The 23,522-nt window shown below is 37.9% G+C and carries 22 protein-coding genes and 1 tRNA gene; 13 read left to right on the top strand and 10 right to left on the bottom strand.

Translation table 11 applies throughout. From position 1 onward, the window contains the following. Window positions 1-561: 561 nt before the first annotated feature. Window positions 562-744: a hypothetical protein gene (locus EIP89_RS08975; RefSeq protein ID WP_124398345.1), complete on the top strand. Its 183-nt coding sequence runs from the start codon at window positions 562-564 to the stop codon at window positions 742-744. Here the strand turns inward: EIP89_RS08975 and EIP89_RS08980 are convergent. The 3 genes from EIP89_RS08980 to EIP89_RS08990 all read right to left on the bottom strand — a co-directional run bounded on the left by EIP89_RS08980 (window position 741) and on the right by EIP89_RS08990 (window position 3,402). After that, window positions 741-1,343, bottom strand: a complete 603-nt coding sequence (locus tag EIP89_RS08980) for an outer membrane beta-barrel protein (protein ID WP_124398346.1) — start codon at window positions 1,341-1,343, stop codon at window positions 741-743. The genes EIP89_RS08975 and EIP89_RS08980 overlap by 4 nt on opposite strands. Window positions 1,344-1,467: 124 nt before the next feature. After that, a complete protein-coding gene (locus EIP89_RS08985) occupies window positions 1,468-2,394 on the bottom strand; it encodes a phosphoribosylaminoimidazolesuccinocarboxamide synthase (protein ID WP_124398347.1) in 927 nt (308 codons plus the stop codon). Window positions 2,395-2,406: 12 nt separating this feature from the next. Further along, window positions 2,407-3,402: a PhoH family protein gene (locus tag EIP89_RS08990; protein WP_124398348.1), complete on the bottom strand. Its 996-nt coding sequence runs from the start codon at window positions 3,400-3,402 to the stop codon at window positions 2,407-2,409. Window positions 3,403-3,507: 105 nt separating this feature from the next. Between EIP89_RS08990 and EIP89_RS08995 the strand changes: the two genes are divergently transcribed. Genes EIP89_RS08995 through EIP89_RS09020 form a run of 6 tightly spaced genes read left to right on the top strand, consistent with a single transcriptional unit; the run spans window position 3,508 to window position 7,996 of the window. Continuing rightward, complete coding sequence (locus tag EIP89_RS08995) at window positions 3,508-4,341, top strand: SAM hydrolase/SAM-dependent halogenase family protein (protein WP_124398349.1); 834 nt, start codon at window positions 3,508-3,510, stop codon at window positions 4,339-4,341. Further along, the gene (locus EIP89_RS09000; RefSeq protein ID WP_124398350.1) at window positions 4,338-4,628 is read left to right on the top strand and encodes a putative quinol monooxygenase; all 291 of its coding nucleotides are present in this window, start codon (window positions 4,338-4,340) and stop codon (window positions 4,626-4,628) included. Before EIP89_RS08995 ends, EIP89_RS09000 begins: the two co-directional genes overlap by 4 nt. A gap of 10 nt (window positions 4,629-4,638) precedes the next feature. Continuing rightward, window positions 4,639-5,508, top strand: coding sequence for a ChaN family lipoprotein (locus EIP89_RS09005; protein WP_124398351.1), 870 nt, complete (start codon window positions 4,639-4,641; stop codon window positions 5,506-5,508). Window positions 5,509-5,519: 11 nt separating this feature from the next. Then, window positions 5,520-6,338 (top strand): nucleoside phosphorylase-I family protein, encoded by an 819-nt coding sequence (locus EIP89_RS09010; protein ID WP_124398352.1) that lies wholly within the window; start codon window positions 5,520-5,522, stop codon window positions 6,336-6,338. After that, window positions 6,331-7,320, top strand: a complete 990-nt coding sequence (locus EIP89_RS09015) for an SPL family radical SAM protein (protein WP_124398353.1) — start codon at window positions 6,331-6,333, stop codon at window positions 7,318-7,320. The genes EIP89_RS09010 and EIP89_RS09015 overlap by 8 nt, the downstream gene beginning before the upstream one ends. Then, window positions 7,313-7,996, top strand: a complete 684-nt coding sequence (locus EIP89_RS09020) for an SDR family oxidoreductase (protein ID WP_124398354.1) — start codon at window positions 7,313-7,315, stop codon at window positions 7,994-7,996. Before EIP89_RS09015 ends, EIP89_RS09020 begins: the two co-directional genes overlap by 8 nt. Window positions 7,997-7,998: 2 nt before the next feature. On the opposite strand, the gene EIP89_RS09025 is transcribed toward EIP89_RS09020, so the two are convergent. Next, window positions 7,999-9,189, bottom strand: coding sequence for a phosphoglycerate kinase (locus EIP89_RS09025; RefSeq protein WP_124398355.1), 1,191 nt, complete (start codon window positions 9,187-9,189; stop codon window positions 7,999-8,001). A gap of 83 nt (window positions 9,190-9,272) precedes the next feature. Between EIP89_RS09025 and EIP89_RS09030 the strand changes: the two genes are divergently transcribed. Both EIP89_RS09030 and EIP89_RS09035 read left to right on the top strand, forming a co-directional pair. Continuing rightward, on the top strand, window positions 9,273-10,394 hold the full coding sequence (locus EIP89_RS09030) for a DNA polymerase III subunit (RefSeq protein ID WP_124398356.1): 1,122 nt from the start codon (window positions 9,273-9,275) through the stop codon (window positions 10,392-10,394). Continuing rightward, the gene (locus EIP89_RS09035) at window positions 10,391-12,190 is read left to right on the top strand and encodes a glycosyltransferase (protein ID WP_124398357.1); all 1,800 of its coding nucleotides are present in this window, start codon (window positions 10,391-10,393) and stop codon (window positions 12,188-12,190) included. Before EIP89_RS09030 ends, EIP89_RS09035 begins: the two co-directional genes overlap by 4 nt. On the opposite strand, the gene EIP89_RS09040 is transcribed toward EIP89_RS09035, so the two are convergent. The 4 genes from EIP89_RS09040 to EIP89_RS09055 are packed head-to-tail and all read right to left on the bottom strand — an operon-like array spanning window position 12,174 to window position 17,783. Then, a complete protein-coding gene (locus EIP89_RS09040; RefSeq protein ID WP_124398358.1) occupies window positions 12,174-13,085 on the bottom strand; it encodes a class I SAM-dependent methyltransferase in 912 nt (303 codons plus the stop codon). The two genes, EIP89_RS09035 and EIP89_RS09040, sit on opposite strands and share 17 nt — an antisense overlap. Beyond that, window positions 13,085-14,956 carry a tRNA uridine-5-carboxymethylaminomethyl(34) synthesis enzyme MnmG gene (gene mnmG / locus EIP89_RS09045; RefSeq protein WP_124398359.1) on the bottom strand — a complete coding sequence of 624 codons (1,872 nt, stop codon included), beginning with the start codon at window positions 14,954-14,956 and terminating at the stop codon, window positions 13,085-13,087. Before mnmG ends, EIP89_RS09040 begins: the two co-directional genes overlap by 1 nt. A gap of 3 nt (window positions 14,957-14,959) precedes the next feature. Next, the gene (gene ybeY / locus EIP89_RS11750) at window positions 14,960-15,382 is read right to left on the bottom strand and encodes an rRNA maturation RNase YbeY (protein WP_124398360.1); all 423 of its coding nucleotides are present in this window, start codon (window positions 15,380-15,382) and stop codon (window positions 14,960-14,962) included. After that, window positions 15,369-17,783 carry a hypothetical protein gene (locus EIP89_RS09055; RefSeq protein ID WP_124398361.1) on the bottom strand — a complete coding sequence of 805 codons (2,415 nt, stop codon included), beginning with the start codon at window positions 17,781-17,783 and terminating at the stop codon, window positions 15,369-15,371. The genes ybeY and EIP89_RS09055 overlap by 14 nt, the downstream gene beginning before the upstream one ends. Before the next feature lie 20 nt (window positions 17,784-17,803). On the opposite strand from EIP89_RS09055, the gene gltX reads away from it, so the two are divergent. The 4 genes from gltX to amaB all read left to right on the top strand — a co-directional run bounded on the left by gltX (window position 17,804) and on the right by amaB (window position 21,257). Then, window positions 17,804-19,300 (top strand): glutamate--tRNA ligase, encoded by a 1,497-nt coding sequence (gltX, locus tag EIP89_RS09060; protein WP_124398362.1) that lies wholly within the window; start codon window positions 17,804-17,806, stop codon window positions 19,298-19,300. Continuing rightward, complete coding sequence (gene folB, locus EIP89_RS09065; protein ID WP_124398363.1) at window positions 19,290-19,637, top strand: dihydroneopterin aldolase; 348 nt, start codon at window positions 19,290-19,292, stop codon at window positions 19,635-19,637. The genes gltX and folB overlap by 11 nt, the downstream gene beginning before the upstream one ends. Before the next feature lie 3 nt (window positions 19,638-19,640). After that, a tRNA-Cys gene (locus EIP89_RS09070) sits at window positions 19,641-19,711 on the top strand. Window positions 19,712-19,736: 25 nt separating this feature from the next. Then, on the top strand, window positions 19,737-21,257 hold the full coding sequence (gene amaB, locus EIP89_RS09075; RefSeq protein WP_124398364.1) for an L-piperidine-6-carboxylate dehydrogenase: 1,521 nt from the start codon (window positions 19,737-19,739) through the stop codon (window positions 21,255-21,257). Here the strand turns inward: amaB and EIP89_RS09080 are convergent. Together EIP89_RS09080 and EIP89_RS09085 are read right to left on the bottom strand one after the other, a co-directional pair. Then, complete coding sequence (locus tag EIP89_RS09080; protein WP_124398365.1) at window positions 21,244-21,849, bottom strand: NUDIX domain-containing protein; 606 nt, start codon at window positions 21,847-21,849, stop codon at window positions 21,244-21,246. The genes amaB and EIP89_RS09080 overlap by 14 nt on opposite strands. Beyond that, a complete protein-coding gene (locus tag EIP89_RS09085; RefSeq protein WP_124398366.1) occupies window positions 21,846-23,402 on the bottom strand; it encodes a toxin-antitoxin system YwqK family antitoxin in 1,557 nt (518 codons plus the stop codon). The genes EIP89_RS09080 and EIP89_RS09085 overlap by 4 nt, the downstream gene beginning before the upstream one ends. Between the last annotated feature and the right edge of the window lie 120 nt (window positions 23,403-23,522).

The following is a 23,522-nucleotide window of genomic DNA, read 5'->3' on the forward strand; positions in this document are numbered from 1 at the left end:
TTGGTTAGGTTTATCGTTTTGGACTATGTGAATGCGCTGCCGCGCGGGCGTTCCTTTTTGTCTTGACACAAAAAGGAACCAAAAAGGTCAAGCCTGAAAACCTTTTCGCCACGACAGCTACGGCCGGTATTCTTTGCAGCGAAGCCGGAATGTCGGCCGGCAGACATGTGTGTACCTGATAGCTAATGTTTATGGCGGCCTCGCCGGCTTCTTCCCTTACCCCACAGCGGGGAATGCCTGCCTTGTGTCGTAGGGCGAAAATGTTTTAAGGGCTTTTTTTGCTCACTACCCCTCCCTGCCCTTCCGACGAAAGCTCAGGGGAGATTTGTCGGGATATGGGGCTCTCTGTTGCCTTTGGCAACAAAGAGGGGGAGAATTCCCTCTTAAATCCGCTTGCCGGATTTAAGAGGGATTTAGGGTGAGTATAATGCATCCGCATGTATCCCCAACTGAATCCGCGAAAATCCATGGCTACAGCCCATGTGCATGTGTTTTCCAAAGAAATGTCCTTCGTTTTTGTTAAAGTTAAGGTTATTAAAAGCGGCCGAAGGCTGCTGCCGCGTGAGGTGCCTGGAGGGTGACGGCGAAGCCGGCAGTGCGCAGCGCAGCGAAGCACCGAGCGAACAGCGAGCCCGGAAGGGACCGACCCCCGGCGAAGGTGCTGAAAGCACCGTGCCGGGGGGCACGCCCAAAAATCAACAACTTCTCATAAAAAAGCCCCTTAACGGGGCTTGGATGTGTTAGAAAAATTTGTAACCGACGGAAAAGGTCCACAGTGACACACGTGAATCGGTTGGAATGTTTTGACCGCTCACATTTACCTGATTGGCAAATCTGGATAACCCCATTTCGTATCGGACTTCGGCCATCATCTTCCAGAAGTCCACTCCGAGACCTACCTGGCCGCCAACGGTTCCATTACGAAGACCATTTTCGAGTACGTCGTTTGTGGAAGATACATTGTAGCTGAGCACGGGGCCAAGATTGGCTCTGACAGGACCGAATTTTAGACCGAAGAGTACGGGAAAATCAAATCTGTTAACCGTAACCCTTGAGTTAGTGGTTTGGTTGTTTGACTGTCGCGCGCGGTATTCAACATTTACGGAAGAATAATAGGCCTCGATGCGGACCTGATAGGTGAGGAAGTTGATGGCACTGAAGAGACCTCCTTGAAATCCGTATCGCATATCGCCAGCCTGAAGAGATTCGATTACGTTGTTTGGGTTGTTTACATCATCCATATTGAGTCTGGTGGAGTTGAGGCCAAGCTTTACGCCGAAGTCAAACTGGGCTGTAGATACATAGCCTAGAGTTATGAACAGGATAGTAGCTATTTTTTTCATATGAAGAAAGGTTTAATAGTTGACGAAATAGACGAATTGTTTTATTAGGAGTTAGAGATTGTTTACAAAAGCACTTTATCGAAGGCTGAATGTTGTATTTTTCTTATTGAGCTCTTTCAATTTCTCAAACGTTTTTGTTCAGGATCTCAACGAGTTCTTCTCGCGTTGGATAATGGAACCGGTTAAAGGATTGGCCAGTGATGATTTCAAAAAGCTGTATGTAACGTTGACTAATTTCTTCAACTTTTTGATCGGTCATCTCTGGGATTACATCCTCCGGCCGGCCCTGAAAGCCATTTTCTATGAGCCATTGGCGGACGAATTCTTTTGAGAGCTGTTGCTGTGGCTCGCCTCGGTGCTGTCGCTCTTTATATCCGTCAGCATAAAAGTATCGCGATGAGTCGGGGGTGTGTACTTCATCGATCAGGATGATGCGGCCTGAGCTGTCTTTGCCAAATTCGTATTTGGTATCGACTAAGATGAGTCCGCGCTCGGCGGCCATTCGGGTGCCGATGTTGAAGAGAGTCAGAGCATAATGTTTGAGAATCTCCCACTCCTCAGCGGTGGCCAAGCCGCGCGCCAGGATATCGTCGGCTGAGATATCTTGGTCGTGGGTACCGACGGCTTCCTTGGTAGTAGGGGTGATAATAGGCTGTGGTAGTGGGTCATTTTCGCGAAGGCCATCGGGCAACGGTACCCCGCAGAGGGAGCGTTTTCCACTCTTATAGGTACGCCAGGCATGGCCGGCGAGGTAACCGCGGACGACCATTTCGATTTTAAAAGGTTTAGCAGCTTTTCCAATGCTTACAAAGGGCAGTGGGCTGTGCTCGTACCAATTGGGTACCTGAGCAGATGTGGCTTTGAGAAAGTGTGCAGCAATGCCGTTTAGAACAGCACCTTTGTAGGGAATTGGGCGCGGAAGAATTACATCAAAGGCTGAGATCCGGTCGCTGGCGACCATGAGGATTTTGTCGTTTTCGAGAAAGTACACGTCGCGGACTTTGCCACGATAGAAGGATTTGAGGCCTTTGATAGGCAGAGGGTCTGTCATGGGGTAAGGGGTTCAGATTTGGCTGAGGTCTTCGCGGTGATCGGGATGGAGTTTTTCGGATTCAATCTGTCGGTACTCCTGGATGATTCTTTTGACCAGCTTATGGCGAATTACGTCTTTATCGTCGAGTTTTACGATGGCAATGTCTTCGATGTTTTTGAGTATTTTCAAGGCTTGAACAAGTCCTGAGCGTTGATTTTTAGGCAGATCGATCTGGGTAAAATCTCCGGTGATTACAAACTTAGCCGAGCGGCCCATGCGGGTGAGAAACATTTTCATCTGAGCTTCGGTGGTATTTTGAGCCTCGTCGAGTATGACGAAGGCATTGTCAAGCGTACGGCCGCGCATGAAAGCCAAAGGAGCAATCTGTATGACACCCGACTCAATGTACATGGCGAGTTTTTCATGGGGAATCATATCAAGCAGGGCGTCATAGAGAGGTTGAAGGTAGGGATCGAGTTTTTCTTTGAGATCGCCCGGTAAGAAGCCCAGATTTTCGCCGGCTTCTACTGCCGGCCTGGTGAGAATGATGCGCTTGACCTGTTTGTTTTTTAATGCCCGAACAGCAAGCGCTACAGCAGTATAGGTTTTACCGGTACCCGCCGGACCCACAGCGAAGACCATATCGCTTTTTTCCACTGCTTCGACAATGCGCTGTTGATTGGGCGTCTGGGCCTTAATGAGATGTCCATTGACGCCATACACAAGCACTTTCTCGCCGGCTGAATCGCTCATCATGCGGTTGCGCTCCTCAGCTGATGAGGTTAGTATGCGCTCCAACTGATTTTCAGAGAGCGATTGATATTTTTCGAAGTGCATAAGAAGATATTCGATTTTGGCTTCGAAATCCATCAGCACATCCTCGGGCCCAGTAGCTTTAAGCTCATTGCCGCGAGCAGTGATTTTGAGCGTTGGGTAATAGGATTGGATGATTTGCAGGTAACGATTATTGTTGCCATACACGCGACTTGGCAACGATTTCTGAAGCTCAAGGAGTTTCTCAGTCAATGAAAAAGGTATTAAAAATCAGGTTCTATTTCGTAATGGGTTACGCGTAACTTTGTTTGCAAAATAACAATCTTTCTCTGAATTAAAAAAAGCCCTTAACTTCAGATGCCTTTAATCACCCTCACATCCGACTATGGATTGCGCGACCATTATGTAGGTGCTCTTAAGGCATTAATTTATCAATATCACGAATCGGCTAAAATCATCGATATTTCGCATCAGATATCTACCTTCAAGGTATCGGAAGCTGCAGCCGTACTGCTCTTCGCTAGGCAATACTTTCCAGAGAACAGTGTGCACATCGTCTGCATAGACGAAAATCCGGTAAGCGAAGCCGCCTCAAGCCGAATTTTAGCGGGCTACATTGAGGGCCAGTATTACATCACCGCTGATAATGGCTTTTTAGGGTATATAAACTTCCATAAGACAGCAGCTAAAGTGGTAGAAATTCCCATAGATGCTAACGACCGCATCAGTTGGCGTGCCCATACGATGGCAAAAGCAGCTGCAGCCATTGCAAAAGAGATAGACTTGGAACAAATCGGCTATGACTCCGGCGAGTACCTGTCAAATGGCTTTCCACATCCGTATTTTCGAAATAACGAAACTCAACTTTTGGCTCAAGTGATTTACATCGACGAGTATGGCAATATTTTAACCAATGTGCACAAGCGCTATTTTGAGAAAAACTTTCAACGTTCGTCGTTTGAGATTAAAATTCGCAACAACGCTATTCGCAAACTGGTAACAGGCTACCAAGAGCTGAAGACCAGAAATACAGGTGAGGCATTTGCACTGTTTAATGCAGCCGGATTTCTTGAAATTGGCCTAATTAACAGTGCTAATGTACATCAGCCCAAGGGCTATGCACGAAGCCTTGGCGCTGATAAATTGTTGGGAGTAAAAACCGGAGATACTATAACAATAGACTTTCAATGATTCGAATTGTAAAAATGACTTTTAGGCCCGAGACTGTTACTGAATTTTTAACCATTTTCGAACAATCCAAAGAAAAAATTCGCCAACAGCCGGGCTGTCATTCACTGAAGCTTGTAAACGACAAAGAGAACTCCAACGTGTTTTTTACAATTTCAGAATGGGAGCATCAGGACTTTCTGGAACAATATCGCCGAAGTGAACTTTTTAATACTGTTTGGGCGGCCACAAAAGCCCTCTTTGCCGACAAGCCAGAAGCCTGGTCAGTAGATGTGTTATATGATTTGTAAAGATTCTTGAATGAAGCGAAAAACCATTCTTCCCCTTTTTATTGCCATAACCATGAGTGTGTTCACATGGGGTCAACAAAATCCTTTGCTTTATAAAATTTTCGATAAAAACGGAAAATCCATCCGTTGGGAAAAAGTGCTGAAAAAAGCAGATGAGGCAGAAGTTGTATTTTTTGGCGAATACCACGACGATCCTGTTATTCACTATCTTCAGTTGCAACTTCTCCATCACTTGGTCGAGTCTGAAGAAAAGCTCGCTCTGGGACTGGAGATGTTTGAGTGGCAAGATGCGGAACTGCTGAATGCCTACATGAACGGCAAAATCGATCAAAAAACCTTTACCAGCGAGGCAAAATCCCTTTGGCCAAATTACAGGACAGACTACAGCCCTATGGTAGAACTTGCAAAGCGCAAAGGAGTAGCTGTATTTGCCTCTAATGTTCCACGTGCATGGGCCTCGGCTGTATTCAAGGGGGGTTTTGAGGCTTTGGATTCGATTTATTCGGAACTGAAACAATACCTACCACCTCTACCCATTCCGTACGAAAGCCAACTTCCTGGCTACCGCAATATGCTGAAAATGGCACATGGTCACGGAGGTGAAAATTTGCCAAAGGCTCAGGCATTGAAAGACGCTTCAATGGCCTGGAGTGTAGTACAGCATCTTGAAAAAGGCTTTAAAATCCTTCATCTAAACGGTACGTATCACACCAACAATTTTGAAGGCATTATCTGGTATTTGGAAAAATATCGGCCTAAGACGCGATACTTCACTATTGCAATGGTACGACAGGCCGATGTACGGTCATTGAAAAGGGATTTTCGAGGCCTGGCTGATGTAATCATTGCAGTGCCCGACGATATGATTCGCACCCATTGATTGTGCCTCTAATGAAAACTCTGCTGGTATTCGCGCATTGGGAGGAAGCCAAGAGTGTCGTTCAAAACTTCGACGCCAAATTGTCATCTTCTCCGTCATTTTTTCGCAAGTACTCAAATGACCAAATAGATATTCTTGTAACGGGTATGGGTATCCTAAATATGCAAGCCGCAGTGGTTCACTATTTTTCAACGGAATCTACAGCTGATTGTGCCCTTAATGTTGGTTTGGCTGGCAGCGCTTTGAAGACATTGCACAGCTGGTTTGCGGCATCGAGTATACACTGTGACCCATTTAAAACACATTACCCAGATCCTATCTTTTCAAAATTGCCCTATGCCACTCTCCATACTGTTCATCAGCCGGCCACCGAATCTGAAATGAAAAATCAGCCCGATAGCCTTTTTGATATGGAAGGTTACGGCTTTGTTTCAGGTGCAAAGCGGTTTCTTCAAAATCACCAATTCCATCTATTAAAATTCGTCAGCGATCACGACGGAAAATCAGAGTCCATTAAAAAATCCCTTAATGCCTACAACGATTCGGTGATTAAGGCTATTGAAACGGCTTTGGCAGAGATACATCACGCCATTTCTCTCACAGGCGACCGGCGATTGTATCACGACCTGGAAACCGCAATCAAAAACTTTTCAAACAAGCAAAAACTGAGCTTCACACAGACCCAACAGCTCTTGGAGCATTGTGTGTATCTGGTAAACGTGGAACAAAAACTAAGGGTAGATTCGGTATTGGCGGACAGCTATTTGAACATTCCGGACAGAGATAGAAGATTTAAAGAAATCTGCAAAAGACTATACGCCGATGAATAAGCGGATAGTATACATCGAAAGACAACTGCTGAATCACAGCGGTGTGCGCAGAATTTTAGATAAAATAAAACCAAGCGCAGTGGAGTGGATAGAGCACTACAAAGAGGTACTCAACCAGCGCGGGGGCAATTGGCGATTACAGAAGCAATATCAATCTCTCATTTTGGCTCATAGGAAAGATGCCTTCTACTACGAAGCCAGCCCATTGACCCACTCGATTGAATTCAAGCATTTTTATTACAACACTTTAGCCATTAACTGCCTCTATGATTGTGAGTATTGCTACCTGCAAGGCATGTTTAATACCCCTCATCTGGTATTATTTCTTAACAACAACGATTTTATTAAGGCAGCTGATACTCTTTCGCAGCGATTACAAAAGCCTTTTTACATGGCATTATCGTACGATACCGACTTGCCGGCTGTGGAACATTTGTATCCGTATTGCGATGAATGGATACGCTATGCCGAAACAAATCCATTGATCACCATTGAAATCCGAACCAAAAGCAGCATAACATCCTTCTTTGCCAATAAAAATCCTGTAAACAACGTCGTGCTCTCCTGGAGTGTGAATCCTGAAGATATTGCCAGGCGTTTTGAACCCCTGACCCCCTCCCCTGCCGTGCGAATAAAAGCTGCCTCTCAAGCTCATGAAATGGGTTGGCCAGTGATGCTTTGTATTGATCCCATCGTTTACACGAGGGATTTTAATGCAGTATACAGCACATTTATTTCCAACTTGAGAAAATACTTTGATCCAATCCGGCTCTATGGCATCAGTATCGGCACTATGCGCATGAACACAGATTATCTAACCAACATTCGGAATCAGCGCCCTGATAGCCAATTATTATGGTACCCATTTGAGCGCAAAAATGGGCACGCATTTTATCCGAAAGAGGTGCGGCAAGAACTCGTGGAAACTGTAACTAATGCGCTGAAAAAAGAAGGTTTTAATCGAATTTTCGTGTATGACTGAGCGAATTATTCTAACCGGCCACACCAAAGGCATTGGGGCCGAAGTATGCAAACTTTTGGCGGCATCAAAAAAGTACGACGTTGTCGGAATAGCGCGTTCACAGTCGCCCATTGCGGGAATTCGTCAATTTGCTTGCGATCTCTCCAACAGCCTCGAAACCCAAAAACTTTGTGAACAGCTCAAAAGTGAAAATCCTAAATATTTGATTGTCAATGCTGGTGCAAATTCTATTAAACCTGCAGAAAGCTATTCAATACAAGAAATTGAACACATCTATCAGCTTAATCTGGTATCGCCTGCCATGCTTATCCGGGCATGTCTTCCGGCTTTGTTGCGTAACGAAGGTCATATCATCGTGTTAGGCAGCTTTTCAGCCCTCGAAGTGCGCCGTTGGAACAACTATTACGGTTCCGCTAAAGCCGGATTACACCACTTGACCAAAAATCTTTTTGAGCAATACCGAAAGCAAAATCTTCGCGTAACGCTCATTGTACCCGATATAGTGTCAAGTGACTTTTATGCGCAGCAAGAATTTCAGCCAGATCCATCTCCTCAGTATTCGATTTCACCAGCAGAAGTTGCTCAGTTAGTTTTTGATCTGGTCGAAAAAAAGACGGATTACGTTCCCACAGAGATCGTAATCCGCCCACAAATGTTTAAACTCGACCGAAAGTAATTCTATTCTAAAACGGCCGCAATGCCTGGGAGCACCATGCCTTCAAGATATTCGAGCATAGCTCCTCCGCCCGTTGATACGTAACTTACTTTATCCTCAAGGCCATACTTTTTCACTGCAGCTACTGAATCACCACCACCCACCAGGCTAAAGGCGCCTTTGGCTGTAGCTTCCGCCACCATATTTCCAAGCTCTACAGTGCCGTTTTCAAACGTTTTCATCTCAAACACACCAACTGGCCCATTCCACAAGATGACCTTTGAGCTGAGGAGCACTTGACGGAAAATTTCAAGACTTTTTGGCCCAACATCCAGACCCATCATATCCTCAGGTATAGCATCTACCGCAGTAAGGCTTGTAGTGCCATTTTCTGAAAATTCCGTCGAATTCACTGAATCTACGGGTAGATACACCTTTACGCCAGCCTTTTCGGCCTGTCTTAAAATATCATTAGCCGTATTGAGCAGGTCGTTTTCTACTAGTGACTTACCCACGTTTCCACCTTGAGCTTTTACGAAGGTGTATGCCATACCACCGCCAATGATGATGTTGTCCACCCGCTTCAGCAGATTGCTGATGATGCCCAGCTTAGAGCTCACCTTAGCGCCTCCGATAATGGCTGTGACGGGTTTTTCAGTAGATTCTAGCACACGTGAAACATTTTTAATCTCATTAGCCATTACATAGCCAAAGGCCTTTTTGCTTGGAAAAAATTTGGCAATTACAGCCGTAGAAGCATGAGCTCTATGTGCGGTACCAAAGGCATCGTTTACATAAAAATCAGCATGACGGGCCAATTTTTCCGCAAATCTTTCGTCTCCAGCCTCTTCTTCAGGATAAAAACGCAGGTTCTCAAGCAAAAGAACCTGACCAGGTTTTAAATTCTTTGACAGCTCATAAGCTTCATTGCCAATGCAGTCATCCGCAAAGAGTACAGGTTGCCCGAGATGTTTTTCAATAGCCGGAATTGTATGCTTGAGAGAGAACTCCGGAGCTGGTCCCTTTTTTGGCCGACCTAAATGCGACATTAAAATAGCAGCTCCTCCGTCTTTAAGAATTTTCTGAATGGTTGGAATTGTTGCTACAATTCGAGTATCGTCTGTTACGTTGAAATCTTTGTCCAAGGGTACGTTGAAATCAACACGCACAATCACACGTGTACCGCTAAAGTTGAAGTCATCGATTGTTTTCATTTCGTATTACTTTTACGGCTACAAAGTAATATTTTCAAACTCTCTCCAATTCATATACTTTATCAGTTAATTCAAAATTTTGTATGTGGAATTTTTCTAAACTGTTCTCAAATCGCGAAACGGTCGAAAACTTAAAAGCAAATGTTCGCGAAGGTCGTGTAAGTCATGCTCAAATTTTCTTTGGCAAAGAAGGTTCGGAAGCTTTACCTGCCGCCTTTGCCTACATTAAATATATTTTTTGTGAAAATCGTACGGAATATGATTCTTGTGGAACTTGCACGTATTGCAAGCAAGTTGATTCATTGAATCATCCGGATTTAAAAATCATTTTTCCTTTTCCTTACACTAAAGGCAAAGTTGAAAGCTCAACAGATTTATTAGAAAATTTTTTAAAACAGTTTAAAAAAAATCCTTATCTCGATTTATTTAAATTCAGTCAAAAAATTAGTGCTGAGAAAAAATCTTTTTCCATACCTACTAGTGAATGTGAATCATTGAATAAATTTTTAGGTCTTAAATCGTTTTATGGGGGTAAAAAAGTTGCACTTATCTGGTATCCTGAATTGATAAATACAGCGGGGGCTAATAAAATACTTAAGACCATCGAAGAGCCTTCGGGCGATACTCTTATTCTTCTTGTGAGTTACAATCTTCACGATGTTCTGCCAACAGTTTTAAGCCGTTGTCAGGTTACACACCTCAAAGCGCCCACTGTCGAAGAGATAAGTGTGTTTTTAAAAGAAAATTTTGAAAACATTTCTCATGATAATCCAGAAATTCTCTTGCAAATAAGCGATGGAAATATTGGAAGTATTGTAGAAATTTTAAGCAACAATAACCCCTTTGAAGAGTTTGAGCCAATTTACAGTGTATTTATAGAATTTATTGCAGGAAATTCTCCAAATAAACATATGCTTTATGTACTAGAGAAAATAGAATTTTTAAATACAAAAGGAAGAGAATTTACAAAACACTTCCTCAACTTTTTTATGAACAAAATACACGATGATTTTCTGATAAAAAATAGGGGAAATTTTTCAATGGATATATTGATAGAACTACAAAATTTAGTGGATCATTATACCATGTTGGTAGAGCGAAATATTTCTATAAAAATGGCAATAATTTCCCTATTAATCGGAGCAAAAAACGCCTTTGGATCGCGCAATAAATCTTTATTAATTCAAGAAAATATTTTGGTATGAGCACTTTAGCAAAAAATTCGTATCTGTTTGAAGCTTCTTGGGAAGTCGGGAATCAGCTCGGCGGCATTTACACCGTAATTCGAAGCAAACTGCCATCTATCACAAAAATTTTTGGAGACAGATATTGTTTATTAGGCCCCCTAGTAAACGACAGCATCAATGCGGAATTTGAAGAAATTGATGATACATCAGACTTTTTTGGTAAAGTAGTAAAAGGTTGCCGAGATCTCGGTTTTGAAGTAAAATACGGAATCTGGTTAGTTACCGGGAGGCCGAGAATTCTTTTAATCAATCCTGTAGCTGTGTACAACAGACTAGATGTGTACAAAAAAAATCTTCATCAAAATTACGGTCTCGAATGGCGTGAAAACGATGAGCTCTATGACCAAGTTTTGATGTGGTCAGATACGCTTCGTTCGCTTTTTAGGATTGTTAATCAGTTAAAAGGTAAAAACTCCGTAATTGCGCACTTTCACGAGTGGATGGCCTCTGTACCCATCCTCGACATTCGAAAGGAAAATTTAGACATTAAAACTGTATTTACAACCCATGCTACGATGCTGGGCAGATATCTGGCAATGAATGATCCGGAATTTTATCAAAAATTGCCATATTATAATCCGGAAGAGCACGCCAGAAGATTTGGAATAACCTCAATGTTTCAAATAGAAAAGCTTTGTGCACAACATGCCCACGCTTTCACTACCGTAAGTGAACTCACCGCTAATGAATGTCAGTATTTACTATCAAAAAAGCCGGATGTAATTACGCCAAATGGTCTGAATTTAGCCAGATTTTCAGCCAATCACGAGATTCAAGTACGCCACGAAAATTATAAGAAAAAAATTCAAACGTTCGTGATGGCGCATTTCTTTCCGAGCTACACTTTCGACCTATCAAAAACTCTTTTCTTCTTTACTTCTGGTCGTTACGAATACAAAAACAAAGGTTTTGACGTAACGATTGAAGCACTTAAGGTGCTCAATCGCATGATGATCGAAGCCAATGTCGATCTTACCATTGTCACCTTTTTTATTACAAAAACACAGGCTTGGAATATACTGCCAGACGTACTTGAACAAAAGGCAAAGCTCGACGAAATTCGAAACACCTGTAGTGCCATCGAACAGCAAATAGCAGAAAAACTCTTCTTTAAAGCTGCCTCATCGCACGATCACAATCTACCTGACCTCAATGAGCTCGTGGATGAATATTGGAGATTGAGATATCGAAGAACCATTTTGAACTGGAAATCCAATAAATGGCCCGTTATTGTAACTCACAATCTAGTAAACGACGTAGATGATCATATTCTAAATGGTTTAAGGCATAGTCAACTCTTTAACAGCCCCTTTGACAAAGTAAAAGTTGTCTATCATCCCGACTTCATTGTTTCCACCAATCCGCTATTTAGCATGGACTATGGACAATTCGTTAGAGGCTGTCATTTAGGAATTTTTCCTAGTTATTATGAACCTTGGGGTTATACGCCTCTCGAGTGTATAGCTCGTGGTGTACCAGCAGTTACTTCAGATTTGTCAGGATTCGGGCGCTATGTGATGAATATGGAAGAAGACTTTTACAACAGTGGTGTTTATGCCATTAAGCGACTTGGAAAAAACAATCAGCAAATCGTGTCTGATCTGTCAAAATTTCTGTTTCAATTCGTTAAGATGTCGCAAAGACAACGAATGATAATGCGCAACAAATTAGAGGACTTCAGCGAACATTTTGATTGGAGTAATCTGGTCAAATTTTATATCGAAGCATACGAATTTGCTATTCAATCTCAGTAATTTTTTCAAAAATGTACATTTTCGAAGAATATTGACCAGTAAAAAGCGCTAGAATATTGCTAAGAAGACCAAACAGAGCACCCCGTATAATGCCAAGTTTGGTCTTCTTATTTTTCTCACTTAAAATCGACACATAAAAGGCGTCAAAAAGCATAGGTTTCTTTTGCCTGAACTTAAACCCATACTTTTCCACAAGTCGAATGAGGGTTTGTTCTTTAAAATGATACACGTGGATGGGAACATCCCATGCAGCCCAATCGCTGCTATAATATTTTGCATCGTAGGACTCTGGATTTGGAACTGCTATAAGTAAAATTCCGTTTTTCTTCAAATGTTTGTTGAAGTGTTTTAAATATCTCTCCGGCTCATATAGATGTTCAAATACATGAAAAAGCGTAATTACCTCATAGCAGTCGATTGTCGAATAAAATTCGCTTTCAGAGAGCACTTCTATACCTTTAGCATTGCAATACGCAATCATTTCAGGTGCAAACTCAACGCCTCGTACCCTTTGAAATTTTTCTGAAACAAACTGAAGAAAAGCACCATTACCACATCCATAGTCTAAAATGGATACTTTATCAGAGCTTCTATCAAAGCTTTGTTTAAGAGCAGATTTAATGGCATTCCATTTACTTCGATGATTCACTTTTTGAATCAACTTGTACACATAATCAAAGAGCGACTTAGCACCAGAATTTTTATGAGAATCATACTGGGCAAGGTTGTAATAAAGACCAATTTGTTCTTTAGAAACAAGAGGGTGCGTTTTGATAAGTCCGCAAGTAGCACATTGATGAAGCGAAAAAATTTCGTTTGTTGTTCTCCAAGCCTTAGGATGTTCTTTTCGCTCGATCCATTTATCCGAATTACATACTATGCAGGATACACTCATTATCTTCCCATGTAGATTAGAAGAATATTAATATCTGAAGGATTTATGCCACTTATCCTAGAGGCCTGTCCTATAGTCTTTGGTTTTATAGCCGTAAGTTTTTCTTTAGCTTCAGCACTTAAAGAATGAACAGAATTGTAGTCAAACGTCTGCGGAATTTCCAGATGTTCTAATTTCAGCATTTTCTCCGCTATTTCCTTCTCTTTGGCGATATAACCTTCATACTTTATTTGAATTTCAGCAGAATCGCAAATCTCTTCATTTAATTCATTTATATGAATAAATTCTTTTATTTCATGTACATCGTAAAAATCCTTAAGTGAAATTTCTGGTCGTGTTAATATGGATTTCAACTTTACCTTTTGTTTGGCAGGTACTGAATTTTTTGATTCTAATACAGAATTTAGAACGTAAAGATCTAAACTAAGATTAGAGATAAACTCGATAAAGGAATCTCTTTTTTGATATTTCTCTTTAAAAGATTGGTAGCGCTGTTCAGGAATTAGACCTATTTGATAGCCTACAGGCGTCAAACGCTCATCAGCATTGTCTTGGCGAAGGTGCATTCTAAATTCCGAACGCGACGTAAACATGCGGTAGGGTTCTTCTGTACCCTTCGTAATAAGGTCATCGATTAAAACACCTATGTACGCTTGATCGCGTCTGATGACAATTTTTTCTAAATTATGAGCATGTTGGTGAGCATTGATTCCAGCAACTATCCCTTGTCCTGCTGCCTCTTCATAGCCAGTCGTACCATTAATTTGACCAGCGAAGAAAAGCCCACTAATCAGTTTCGTTTCCAGTGTGTGATAGAGCTGGGTTGGTGGAAAATAGTCGTACTCGATGGCATATCCAGGTCTAAAAAATCTTGCATTTTCAAAACCAGGAATTTTCGTTAGTGCATTGTACTGAATTTCTGCCGGCAGAGAGGTAGAAAATCCATTGATGTACATTTCCACTGTATTTCTGCCTTCTGGTTCTATAAATAACTGATGTCGCTCGCGATGGGCAAACCGATTTATTTTATCTTCAATCGAAGGACAATATCTAGGGCCTACGCCTGTAATATGCCCTGTGAACATCGGACTTTGGTCAAAGCCCAACTTTAATGTATCATGTACTTCGGGCGAAGTATAAGCAATGTAACAAGGCATTTGATTTTTTACAGGCTCCGTATCCGTAAAACTGAATTTTCCAGGATTTTCATCGCCGTCTTGCCTCTCAAATTTTGAAAAATCCAGCGATCGACCATCTATGCGCGGAGGAGTGCCCGTTTTCATTCTTCCGTGCTCAAATCCTAATTTTTTCAACGCTTCAGTTATTCCACGCGCTGCGCTTTCACCCATCCTCCCTCCGCCGTATTTGTTGAGTCCTACGTGAATTACACCGTTTAGAAAAGTACCGCTGGTAAGGACTACGGATTTCGCATAGAATGTTTGGTTTAAATTGGTCTTTACCCCCACTACCCTATCATCCTTAACAAGCACATCGACTACCATGTCTTGAAAAAAATACAGGTTTGGAATTTGTTCGAGTTGATATCTCCATTCTGCGGCAAAGGCCATACGATCGTTCTGTGCCCTTGGCGACCACATTGCAGGACCTTTAGATCGGTTTAACATGCGAAACTGAATCGTGGTTTTATCTGTAACAATACCACTCAATCCTCCAAGCGCATCTATTTCACGAATGATTTGACCCTTTGCAATACCACCCATTGCCGGATTACAACTCATTTGTCCGATCACCTGCATGTTCATTGTGATGAGTAGTGTTTTTGAACCCATTTTTGCAGCCGCTGCTGCAGCTTCATTACCTGCATGTCCGGCACCTACAACAATTACATCGAAGTGATTATCTCTTACCATAGATCAATGTTTCACGTGGAACGTATAAAATAGATTGGTTAATTCTTTTTCTTTAACTGTCATAATATTTTTCTCTTCTAGAGTAGAATCATTATATCCTACACAATGTAGCAATGCATGATAAAAAGTTCTAATATATTCCCACTCTCTATCATTTTCAGAAACTTGACAAAATCTATCTACATATTCTAAACAGATAAATATTTCAACGTCTATAAAATTTTTCTTTGAGGAACAAAAAGTAATTACATCAGTGTAATACTTGTGATTGAGAACATTAGTATTAAAATCAAGCATTTCATTAAGAGAAAGATTTGTAAGGTATATGTTTCTAAAATTGACTTGGTAAAGCTTGTTAAAAATTATGATCAGTTCCCTAATTAAATTTTTTGTGAAAAAATTATGAGGGTCATTAATAACGTACATTAGTTTTAACAGTTAATTCTTTCCTATTGATGTACAAGATATTTTGAGTATCCTTCTTTATTAAATTAATTTGTTCAACATCTCTATCATTTATAAAATTTCCTTTTCTTTTATTATCCATTGTTTCATTAAATCTCTTTGAATCTTCTGAATCCAACCATTTGATTTTTCTTTTCAATTCATCTAATATTGAGGAATATGAAGATTTTCTATCTTTTAACTGTTTTTCCAATTCCTCTAATGATTCCTTATCTCCGTTAGGGCCAGATTTGCCGTCTTTTTCTTTATTCGATTTATTTTGCTTACCATTTTCAGAAGAATTTTCACTCTCATTAGTATTTGAATCATTGTTTGAATTTTTTTTAGGATCTCCATTTGAAGTAGAACCATTATCTTCTTTTCCATCATTAGATTCTTCACCAATAAGTTCACTCAATCCGGGTTTTTTTGAATTCCCTGTATTGGAGGGATTTGTGCAATTTGAATTATTCTGCGAATTGTTTTGGTTATTGGAATTAATATTGTTCTGTTCAACATTCTTAATTATCTGATACAACTTAACGGAAAGATTATTAATAGCAAAAACAAAGGTTTTTAAATCTGAATTATTTTGAATAGTATTTTTTAATCTTTCATACTCTTCAGATAATATCGGACGAAGTGTTTTGTTTTTAATAAGAAGCATATTTAAAGAATCTGCCAAAGTTAGCAAATTAGAATTATTTAATAAGTCTTTATTGTTTTTGTACTTATTCTTTTCAATGTCAAGAGAAAGATTGTTAAAAGACAACAATAACCCTTCAAGGATTATATGTTCAGAAGCATTTATTTCACTGGCTTCAGATATATTTTCATTGCTTGTCCTAATTTTATGATTTTCCTTTTTGTATCTATTTAATGTATTTTGAAGTTTTTGTTTTAATAACTCGTTGGCTAAGTCTTGAGAATTTTTCGAAATATTTTGAAACTCTTCCAAAAGTTTATTTACATCTTTTAAAAGTGTTTTTATTTGATTAATACGCATTTGATCATAGAAATCTGAAGAAATATCATTTAATTGATTTTGAAAATTTTGTAACAATTGCTTTATTTCGTTAATAGGAGAGGTTTTTATCTGCTCATTTAAAGTGTTAATAACAGATAGTATATCACTTTCAAGACTTTCGAGGTATTGATTTAATATTTCACTGTTGTTGAAAGCATTAGCAGTCGTATTTAATATTGAGTATTTATTCCCAATGGTAATTCTAGTAGTCTTATTTAAAATGTTTGATGCAATGATGGTGTACTGTAAATTAGTATCTAATTCAATAAGTAGAGAAGTTTTTGGTTGTTTAAAAAAATCTGTATTACCATTGATCTGAACATTTTTTATTCCATGGTCATCACTAATAGAAATCAAATAAAAATTTCCTACTTTAGAATAATTTATTACAGGGGAAGAAATATTTCTTTTCGTTAAAAAAACTTGAAAGGTATCGCATACGTAAGTATTACAAAGAACAAAATCTATAACTGTGTCATTTTTGAACAAAAAATTTCCTGTTATAAGTTTATTTGCTGAATTATCAGCCATTAACTTGTATTCGACTATTGAGTTACTTAATATATTTAAATGAGTAATGTTAGTAAAGCGTTCTTTTATTGAATTATCATAGATTGAATGTACTGTAAATTCACGAACTTTTGGACGAGGAACGATTTGTAATAGAACTTTTTTATGATAAGAATTCAATTTAAAGTATAATTTGTTTTCATTAGGTGATGCTAAACCGATAAAATTTTTTCCTTTAACAAGATCAGTATTGTAACTGGCATATTGTAACTGAATTTGACCATTGCAATCAAAATCTGTAAATAGAAAAATACTGTCACCTTCAACAAAAAAATTTTTATTAAAAGTGTATGAAATTTTTTCCACATACTTATCAAAAACATCTTGATTAAAATTAATTTGAAAGAACTTAAAACTAAAAGAAATAGTAAGTATGAGTATTATAAACAAGTATAAGATTATTTTTTTTGGCTTTGGAAAAAAGAAATATTTTAAACGTTTTGATAACTCAACAGAAGAAAAAACATCAACTCTTTTTACCAATTCACCCTGAATAGAAAAATCTAAAAAATCTTTATTGGTAAAAAGTAAATTAAATATTTTGCTTTTAAAAGTAGTTGAAAAATAAAATAAAACTACTATAATTAAAAGAACTACAAAAAGAAAGAATACTATTAGGCTAATGTTTGATAATAGATTGAAAACTGAAAAATTTTTGACTACATAAAGACCAAAATTTACTAAAGCGTTAAAATTAACGTAAATTAAACTAAAAAAAGCCAAAATACTTAGTCCAACCACAAAGACCTTTAAGTACCACAAAAATTTTACACGAGTCAAGTTCATAATTTTGCACAAAATTACAAATGAGAAGAGTACGATTTGCGCCTAGTCCTACAGGACCCTTGCATATGGGAGGTGTGAGAACAGCACTTTACAACTATTTGTTTGCAAAACAAGATGATGGAAAGTTCTTAATAAGAATAGAAGACACCGATCAAACGCGTACTGTATCATATGCAGAAAACTACATCTTCGAAACACTTGAATGGCTTGGATTAATACCGGATGAAGGATACATTGCAGAAGAACGCAAAGAATATAAACAATCCAATAGAAAAGAATTATATAAACAGTTTGTCAATAAACTTTTAGACTCAGGCGCAGCATACATTGCTTTTGACACACCTGAAGAATTGGAAAACATTAGAGAACTATCAAACAAAAGTGGTAAACAGTGGCAGTATGACAGCATTACACGCCAGTATATGCGAAATAGTCTTACACTGCCAACAGACGAAGTTGAAAAGCTTCTTTCATCAGGTACACCACACGTAGTTAGACTTAAGCTTGACAGAAATGAAGAAGTTCGATTTGATGACATGATTCGAGGAACCGTTGTTTTTAACACCAATAATCTTGATGATAAAATTTTGTTTAAATCAGATGGAATGCCTACATATCATCTGGCAAATGTGGTAGATGACCACCTAATGAATATTACACACGTAATAAGGGGTGAAGAATGGTTACCATCAACACCCATTCACGTATTGTTGTATAAAAAATTAGGGCTCGAAGAACAAATGCCTAAATTTGCGCATCTACCATTATTGTTAAGACCAGATGGAAATGGAAAATTAAGCAAAAGAGACGGCGAAAAATATGGATTTCCAGTATTTCCACTACAGTTTACTTCTGAAAATAATGTGGTTGTAAAAGGATATAAAGAAATAGGATTTTTACCGGAAGCATTTATAAACATGTTAGCGCTCTTGGGATGGAATCCTGGTACAGAACAAGAAATTTTCAGTCGTGAAGAATTAATTCAACAATTTTCTATAAATAGAATTTCAAAATCAGGTGCCAAGTTTAGTTATGATAAAGCTCTCTGGATAAATCACAATCATATTAAAAATTCCTCTTCTGAATATCTCTTCGATTACATTACTAAATATTTTCCAATAGAAAATCTTGAAAAGGAATTGTTTTTCAGATTAATAGAGGTTGACAAAGTACGAGTAAATCTTTTGACTGAAATATTAGAAGATTACAGATCATGTATTGATTATGAGACGAATTTGGACAAAGAATTTTATAATTTACAAATTCAAAAAATCAATAAACCAATTATTGAAAATCTTATAAAAAAATTAAAGAAGCTTGAAGAAACTTCATTAAATGGAATTGATCATTTTTTCAAAAATTTTTTGAATGAAAACAACATTAAAATAGGAGCTATAGGATTATCCTTAAGAGCACTTTTAATGGGTAAAAAATCAGGTCCAGCTATATCAGAAATAATATATGTTTTAGGCAAAGAACTTACGATTAAAAGATTAGAAAAAATTTATGAGATTTAAAATTAAACTAGAAAATATTCGCATTTATGGTTTCAATGGATGTATAGAAGAAGAATCAAAAATTGGTACAGAATACATAGTTAATATTGAAATTACAACGGTAAATACATCATATAAAATAGACGAGCTTACTGAAACGGTAGATTATTGTCAAGTTTATGCAATAATAGAAGAGGAGAGTCGAAATCGCTATAATCTCATAGAAACATTGGCACACAAGATTTTTCATAGAATAAAAAGCATACCGAACATTGAAGGCTGTATCGTTGAAATAAAAAAATTAAATCCTCCGATTAATGGAGATGTTGAATCAGTCACTGTTATATTTGCAACCTGATTTGGTTCTGTGGCCGAGGGGCTAGGCAGAGGTCTGCAAAACCTCCTACACCGGTTCGAATCCGGTCGGAACCTCTACTTAAAATCTCCCCTACTCTTTATGGAAACTCTTATTGCAAACGACTCAAAAGTGATTCCAGGCACTTGGGTCGGTAAAGATTCTTTTTTATCAACCAATTTAATTGAATCTTATTCACCCATTGACAACTCACTGCTCGGAGCAGTTAGTACAACAACACGCGAACAATACGATACAGTCATAACAGAGGCTTACAAGGCTTTTAAAGAATGGAGAAAAATACCAGCACCAAAAAGAGGTGCTTTTGTGAGGGCTTTTGCCGACAGAGTAAGAGAAAAGAAAGAAGAGTTGGCAAAGCTTATAACACTTGAAATGGGAAAATCCATTCAAGAAGCATTGGGAGAAGTTCAAGAAATCATCGACATATGTGACTTTGCTGTAGGTCTATCGAGACAACTTTATGGATTAACTATTCAATCAGAACGGCCAAACCACAAGATGCTTGAAACTTGGCATCCTTTAGGAATTGTTGGAATTATATCGGCATTTAACTTTCCAATGGCTGTGTGGTCGTGGAATTCGACTATTGCATGGGTATGTGGTAATGTAACTGTATGGAAACCAAGTGAAAAAGTTCCATTATGCGCCATAGAACTACAGAAAATTGTTTCCCAAGTTTTAGATGAGTTCAATTATCCACAAGCTATTTCAAGCGTAATTAACGGCGATTACCGAGTTGGTGAATTTCTATCACACGACCATAGAGTAGCGTTGGTTTCGGCTACTGGCAGTACCCGAATGGGAAAAGAAGTAGCTAAAGCTGTATCAGAGAGATTGGGAAGATATTTATTAGAACTCGGTGGAAACAATGCAATCATAGTAACACCATCAGCAGATTTAAAACTGTTAATTCCAGCCGTAGTTTTCGGTGCCGTGGGTACAGCCGGACAGAGATGCACAAGTACCCGTAGATTGATTATTCACAACAACGTTTACGAAAAAGTTTTACATGCAATTAAAAACGCTTATAATCAATTAAAAATTGGTAATCCATTAGATGAAAAAAATCATTTAGGACCACTTATCGATAAAACAGCCGTTGATAACTATCTAAAAGCCATTGAAAAAGCTGTTTCCAATGGAGGTAGAATAATTCATCACGGAGGTGTATTAGAAGGCGAAGAATATGCATCCGGGTTATACGTTAAACCATGCATTATAGAGGTAACACCGGAGAATCCAATGGTGCAAGTAGAAACATTTGCGCCCATTCTATATGTAATGAGATATGAAAGAATTGAAGAAGCAATTGAAATTCATAACAATGTTCCACAAGGATTGTCATCATCTATTATGACACTCAACATGCGCGAAGCTGAGTATTTCCTCTCAAGTGAGGGAAGTGATTGCGGTATTGCCAACGTAAATATTGGAACTTCGGGTGCTGAGATTGGAGGAGCCTTTGGAGGTGAAAAAGAAACAGGAGGTGGACGCGAAAGTGGTAGTGACGCATGGAAAAATTACATGAGACGCCAGACCACCACTATAAATTACGGTACTGACCTACCACTTGCACAAGGCATAAAGTTTACAATTGAGTAATATCAATCAATAATAGCTGAGGAAAGTTCTCTGAAATCAGAGGACTTTTCGCAGCTATTAATTGAAATAACTTAAGTCCGGCAGCCACTGAGATACTGTCTCTAATTTCACCTTTTATCACCATTTTAATCAATTCTTCTACTTTTATTTTTTTAATTTCTAATAGTTCAGTTTCTTCGTGTTCGGTACTATAAAAAGTTAAATCTCCCGCTAAAAAAATATAAGATATTTCGTCAGTAGCGCTATTGCTCAAATCGAGTTCTTGAATTAAAAACCATTTCTTTGCAACAGCGCCAATTTCTTCTTTAAGTTCTCTCTTTGCACTCTTTAAGATATCTTCATTTTCCGGTCCACCACCTTCAGGAATTTCCCAAGAATATCTATTCAGAGGATACCTATATTGACCAACAATGTAGGTATAACCATTTTCATCAATCGGTACAATACCAATTGCAAAATTCTTAAAATGAACTAAACCATAAATACCCTTTCCACCATTAGGATTTATTATATCTCGATGATGTATCCTTATCCATTTATTTTCATAAACTACAGTATCCTTTAGAGTGATCCAGGAATTATCGCTATTCATAAAGTTATTTTTACACCGTTATATTTTTTTTCTACATCGTTTTTGTATTCTATTGTAAGATATTTATTGCCATTTTGATCGTAAAAAGACCAAATACCATCCCGTTTACCGAATAGATAGTTACCTGTAATCATTTTTTTTCCATCAGGATAATAAATTGTATAACTACCATTTAACAAACCATTTTCATAATAAACTTCAGATTTTAATGTAACATCGTCATAAAAAGTCAACCATTTACCGCTTTTTAGATCATTGAGATACTGACCTTTCTCTGTAAAATTATTAAGAGATAAAAACCAAGGACCGTTTAATAACCCATCTTCATAGTTTGCTTCTTTTATTAAATTACCATCACAATCATATTCTCTAAGAAGCCCTTCTTCCTTTCCGTTAATATATGAAATTTCTTTTAAGATATTTCCATTGGTGCAATAACTCAACCATTTACCATTTAGCAAGTCACGTTTGTATTCTCCTTTTTCCTGAATTGAACCATCTGGATAATAGTATTCCCAAATACCTTCTTTTAAATCATTATAGAATTCACCTCTTGAATACAGCTTACCATCTGTATAATAAAATTTCCATAATCCAAACTTTCGACCATTAGAATCGAGCATACCTTCTGATAAAAGGATACCTTTTTCTGAAAATATTTTGGTACCTATATAATTTCCTTTTTCATCATAAAAAGAATGTTTACCAATCGGAATAGAATCTTCAAAAAACAATCCTTCCTGTTTAATTAAAAAAGTACCTTCATGATATCGCCTCAATAAATTTACTTTAGCATTGTTTGAATTATCATATAACGAGTCATTAATCCATATTTCGATTTTTATGATTTCTCCGTTAGGACTAAAAAATTTGAATTGACCATTTTTTTTACCATTTTTATAAAATCCTTCAATCTTTTTTTTATAATCAGGGTAAAAGTCCATATATATACCTTCTAGTAATCCAAGGTTATTTTTTCTATTAACAGGTAATTTTTTTAGTAAAATTCCATCTTTATAGGAAAAAACGGAAATTATAGTACCTAGAGTATCTAATTCATAAGCATCATCATTTTCTAACCCATTAACATATTGATAGATAAATGTCTTATAACCGTTTTTGAATAAAACCCTCATACCACTCAATAAATTATTCATATAAAACGAAGAATCGATTACTTGATCGTTTTCAAACACTAATGAGGGTCCATGTTTGATTCCATTAGAATAATTTATTGTCGAACGAAGATTACCGAGTGAATCATAAAAATACCACGTTCCATCTAATAGGTAGTTTATACGATTTCCCTCACTTTTCTTAATTCCATTTTCGTAATAATTGATCCAAAATCCATCTGGCATATTGTTTCTAAGAAAACCTTTGCTTGCTATTGCTCCACTTTGATAATACAAAATAACTGGAACAAGAGTGTCATTGTTTTGTCCATTTAACAACTTACAATTAACTAGTATTAATAAGGAAAAAAGGAAATTCTTTTTTTTGGTGGTTATTATTATTAGATTGTTAATTCTGTGTAAAAAAAATATTGCCAAAGCTTTGAAATTTCGGTTATCAAATATAAATAAAAGAAAATTAACAGTTGTGATATTGAAAATATTGTGATTATCAAGGCTATATTAAAGATATTAACATTGGTTAGTCTTTCAGTTAAC

Origin of the sequence: Thermaurantimonas aggregans (assembly GCF_003851885.1) — a bacterium.
GTDB lineage: Bacteria > Bacteroidota > Bacteroidia > Flavobacteriales > Schleiferiaceae > Thermaurantimonas > Thermaurantimonas aggregans.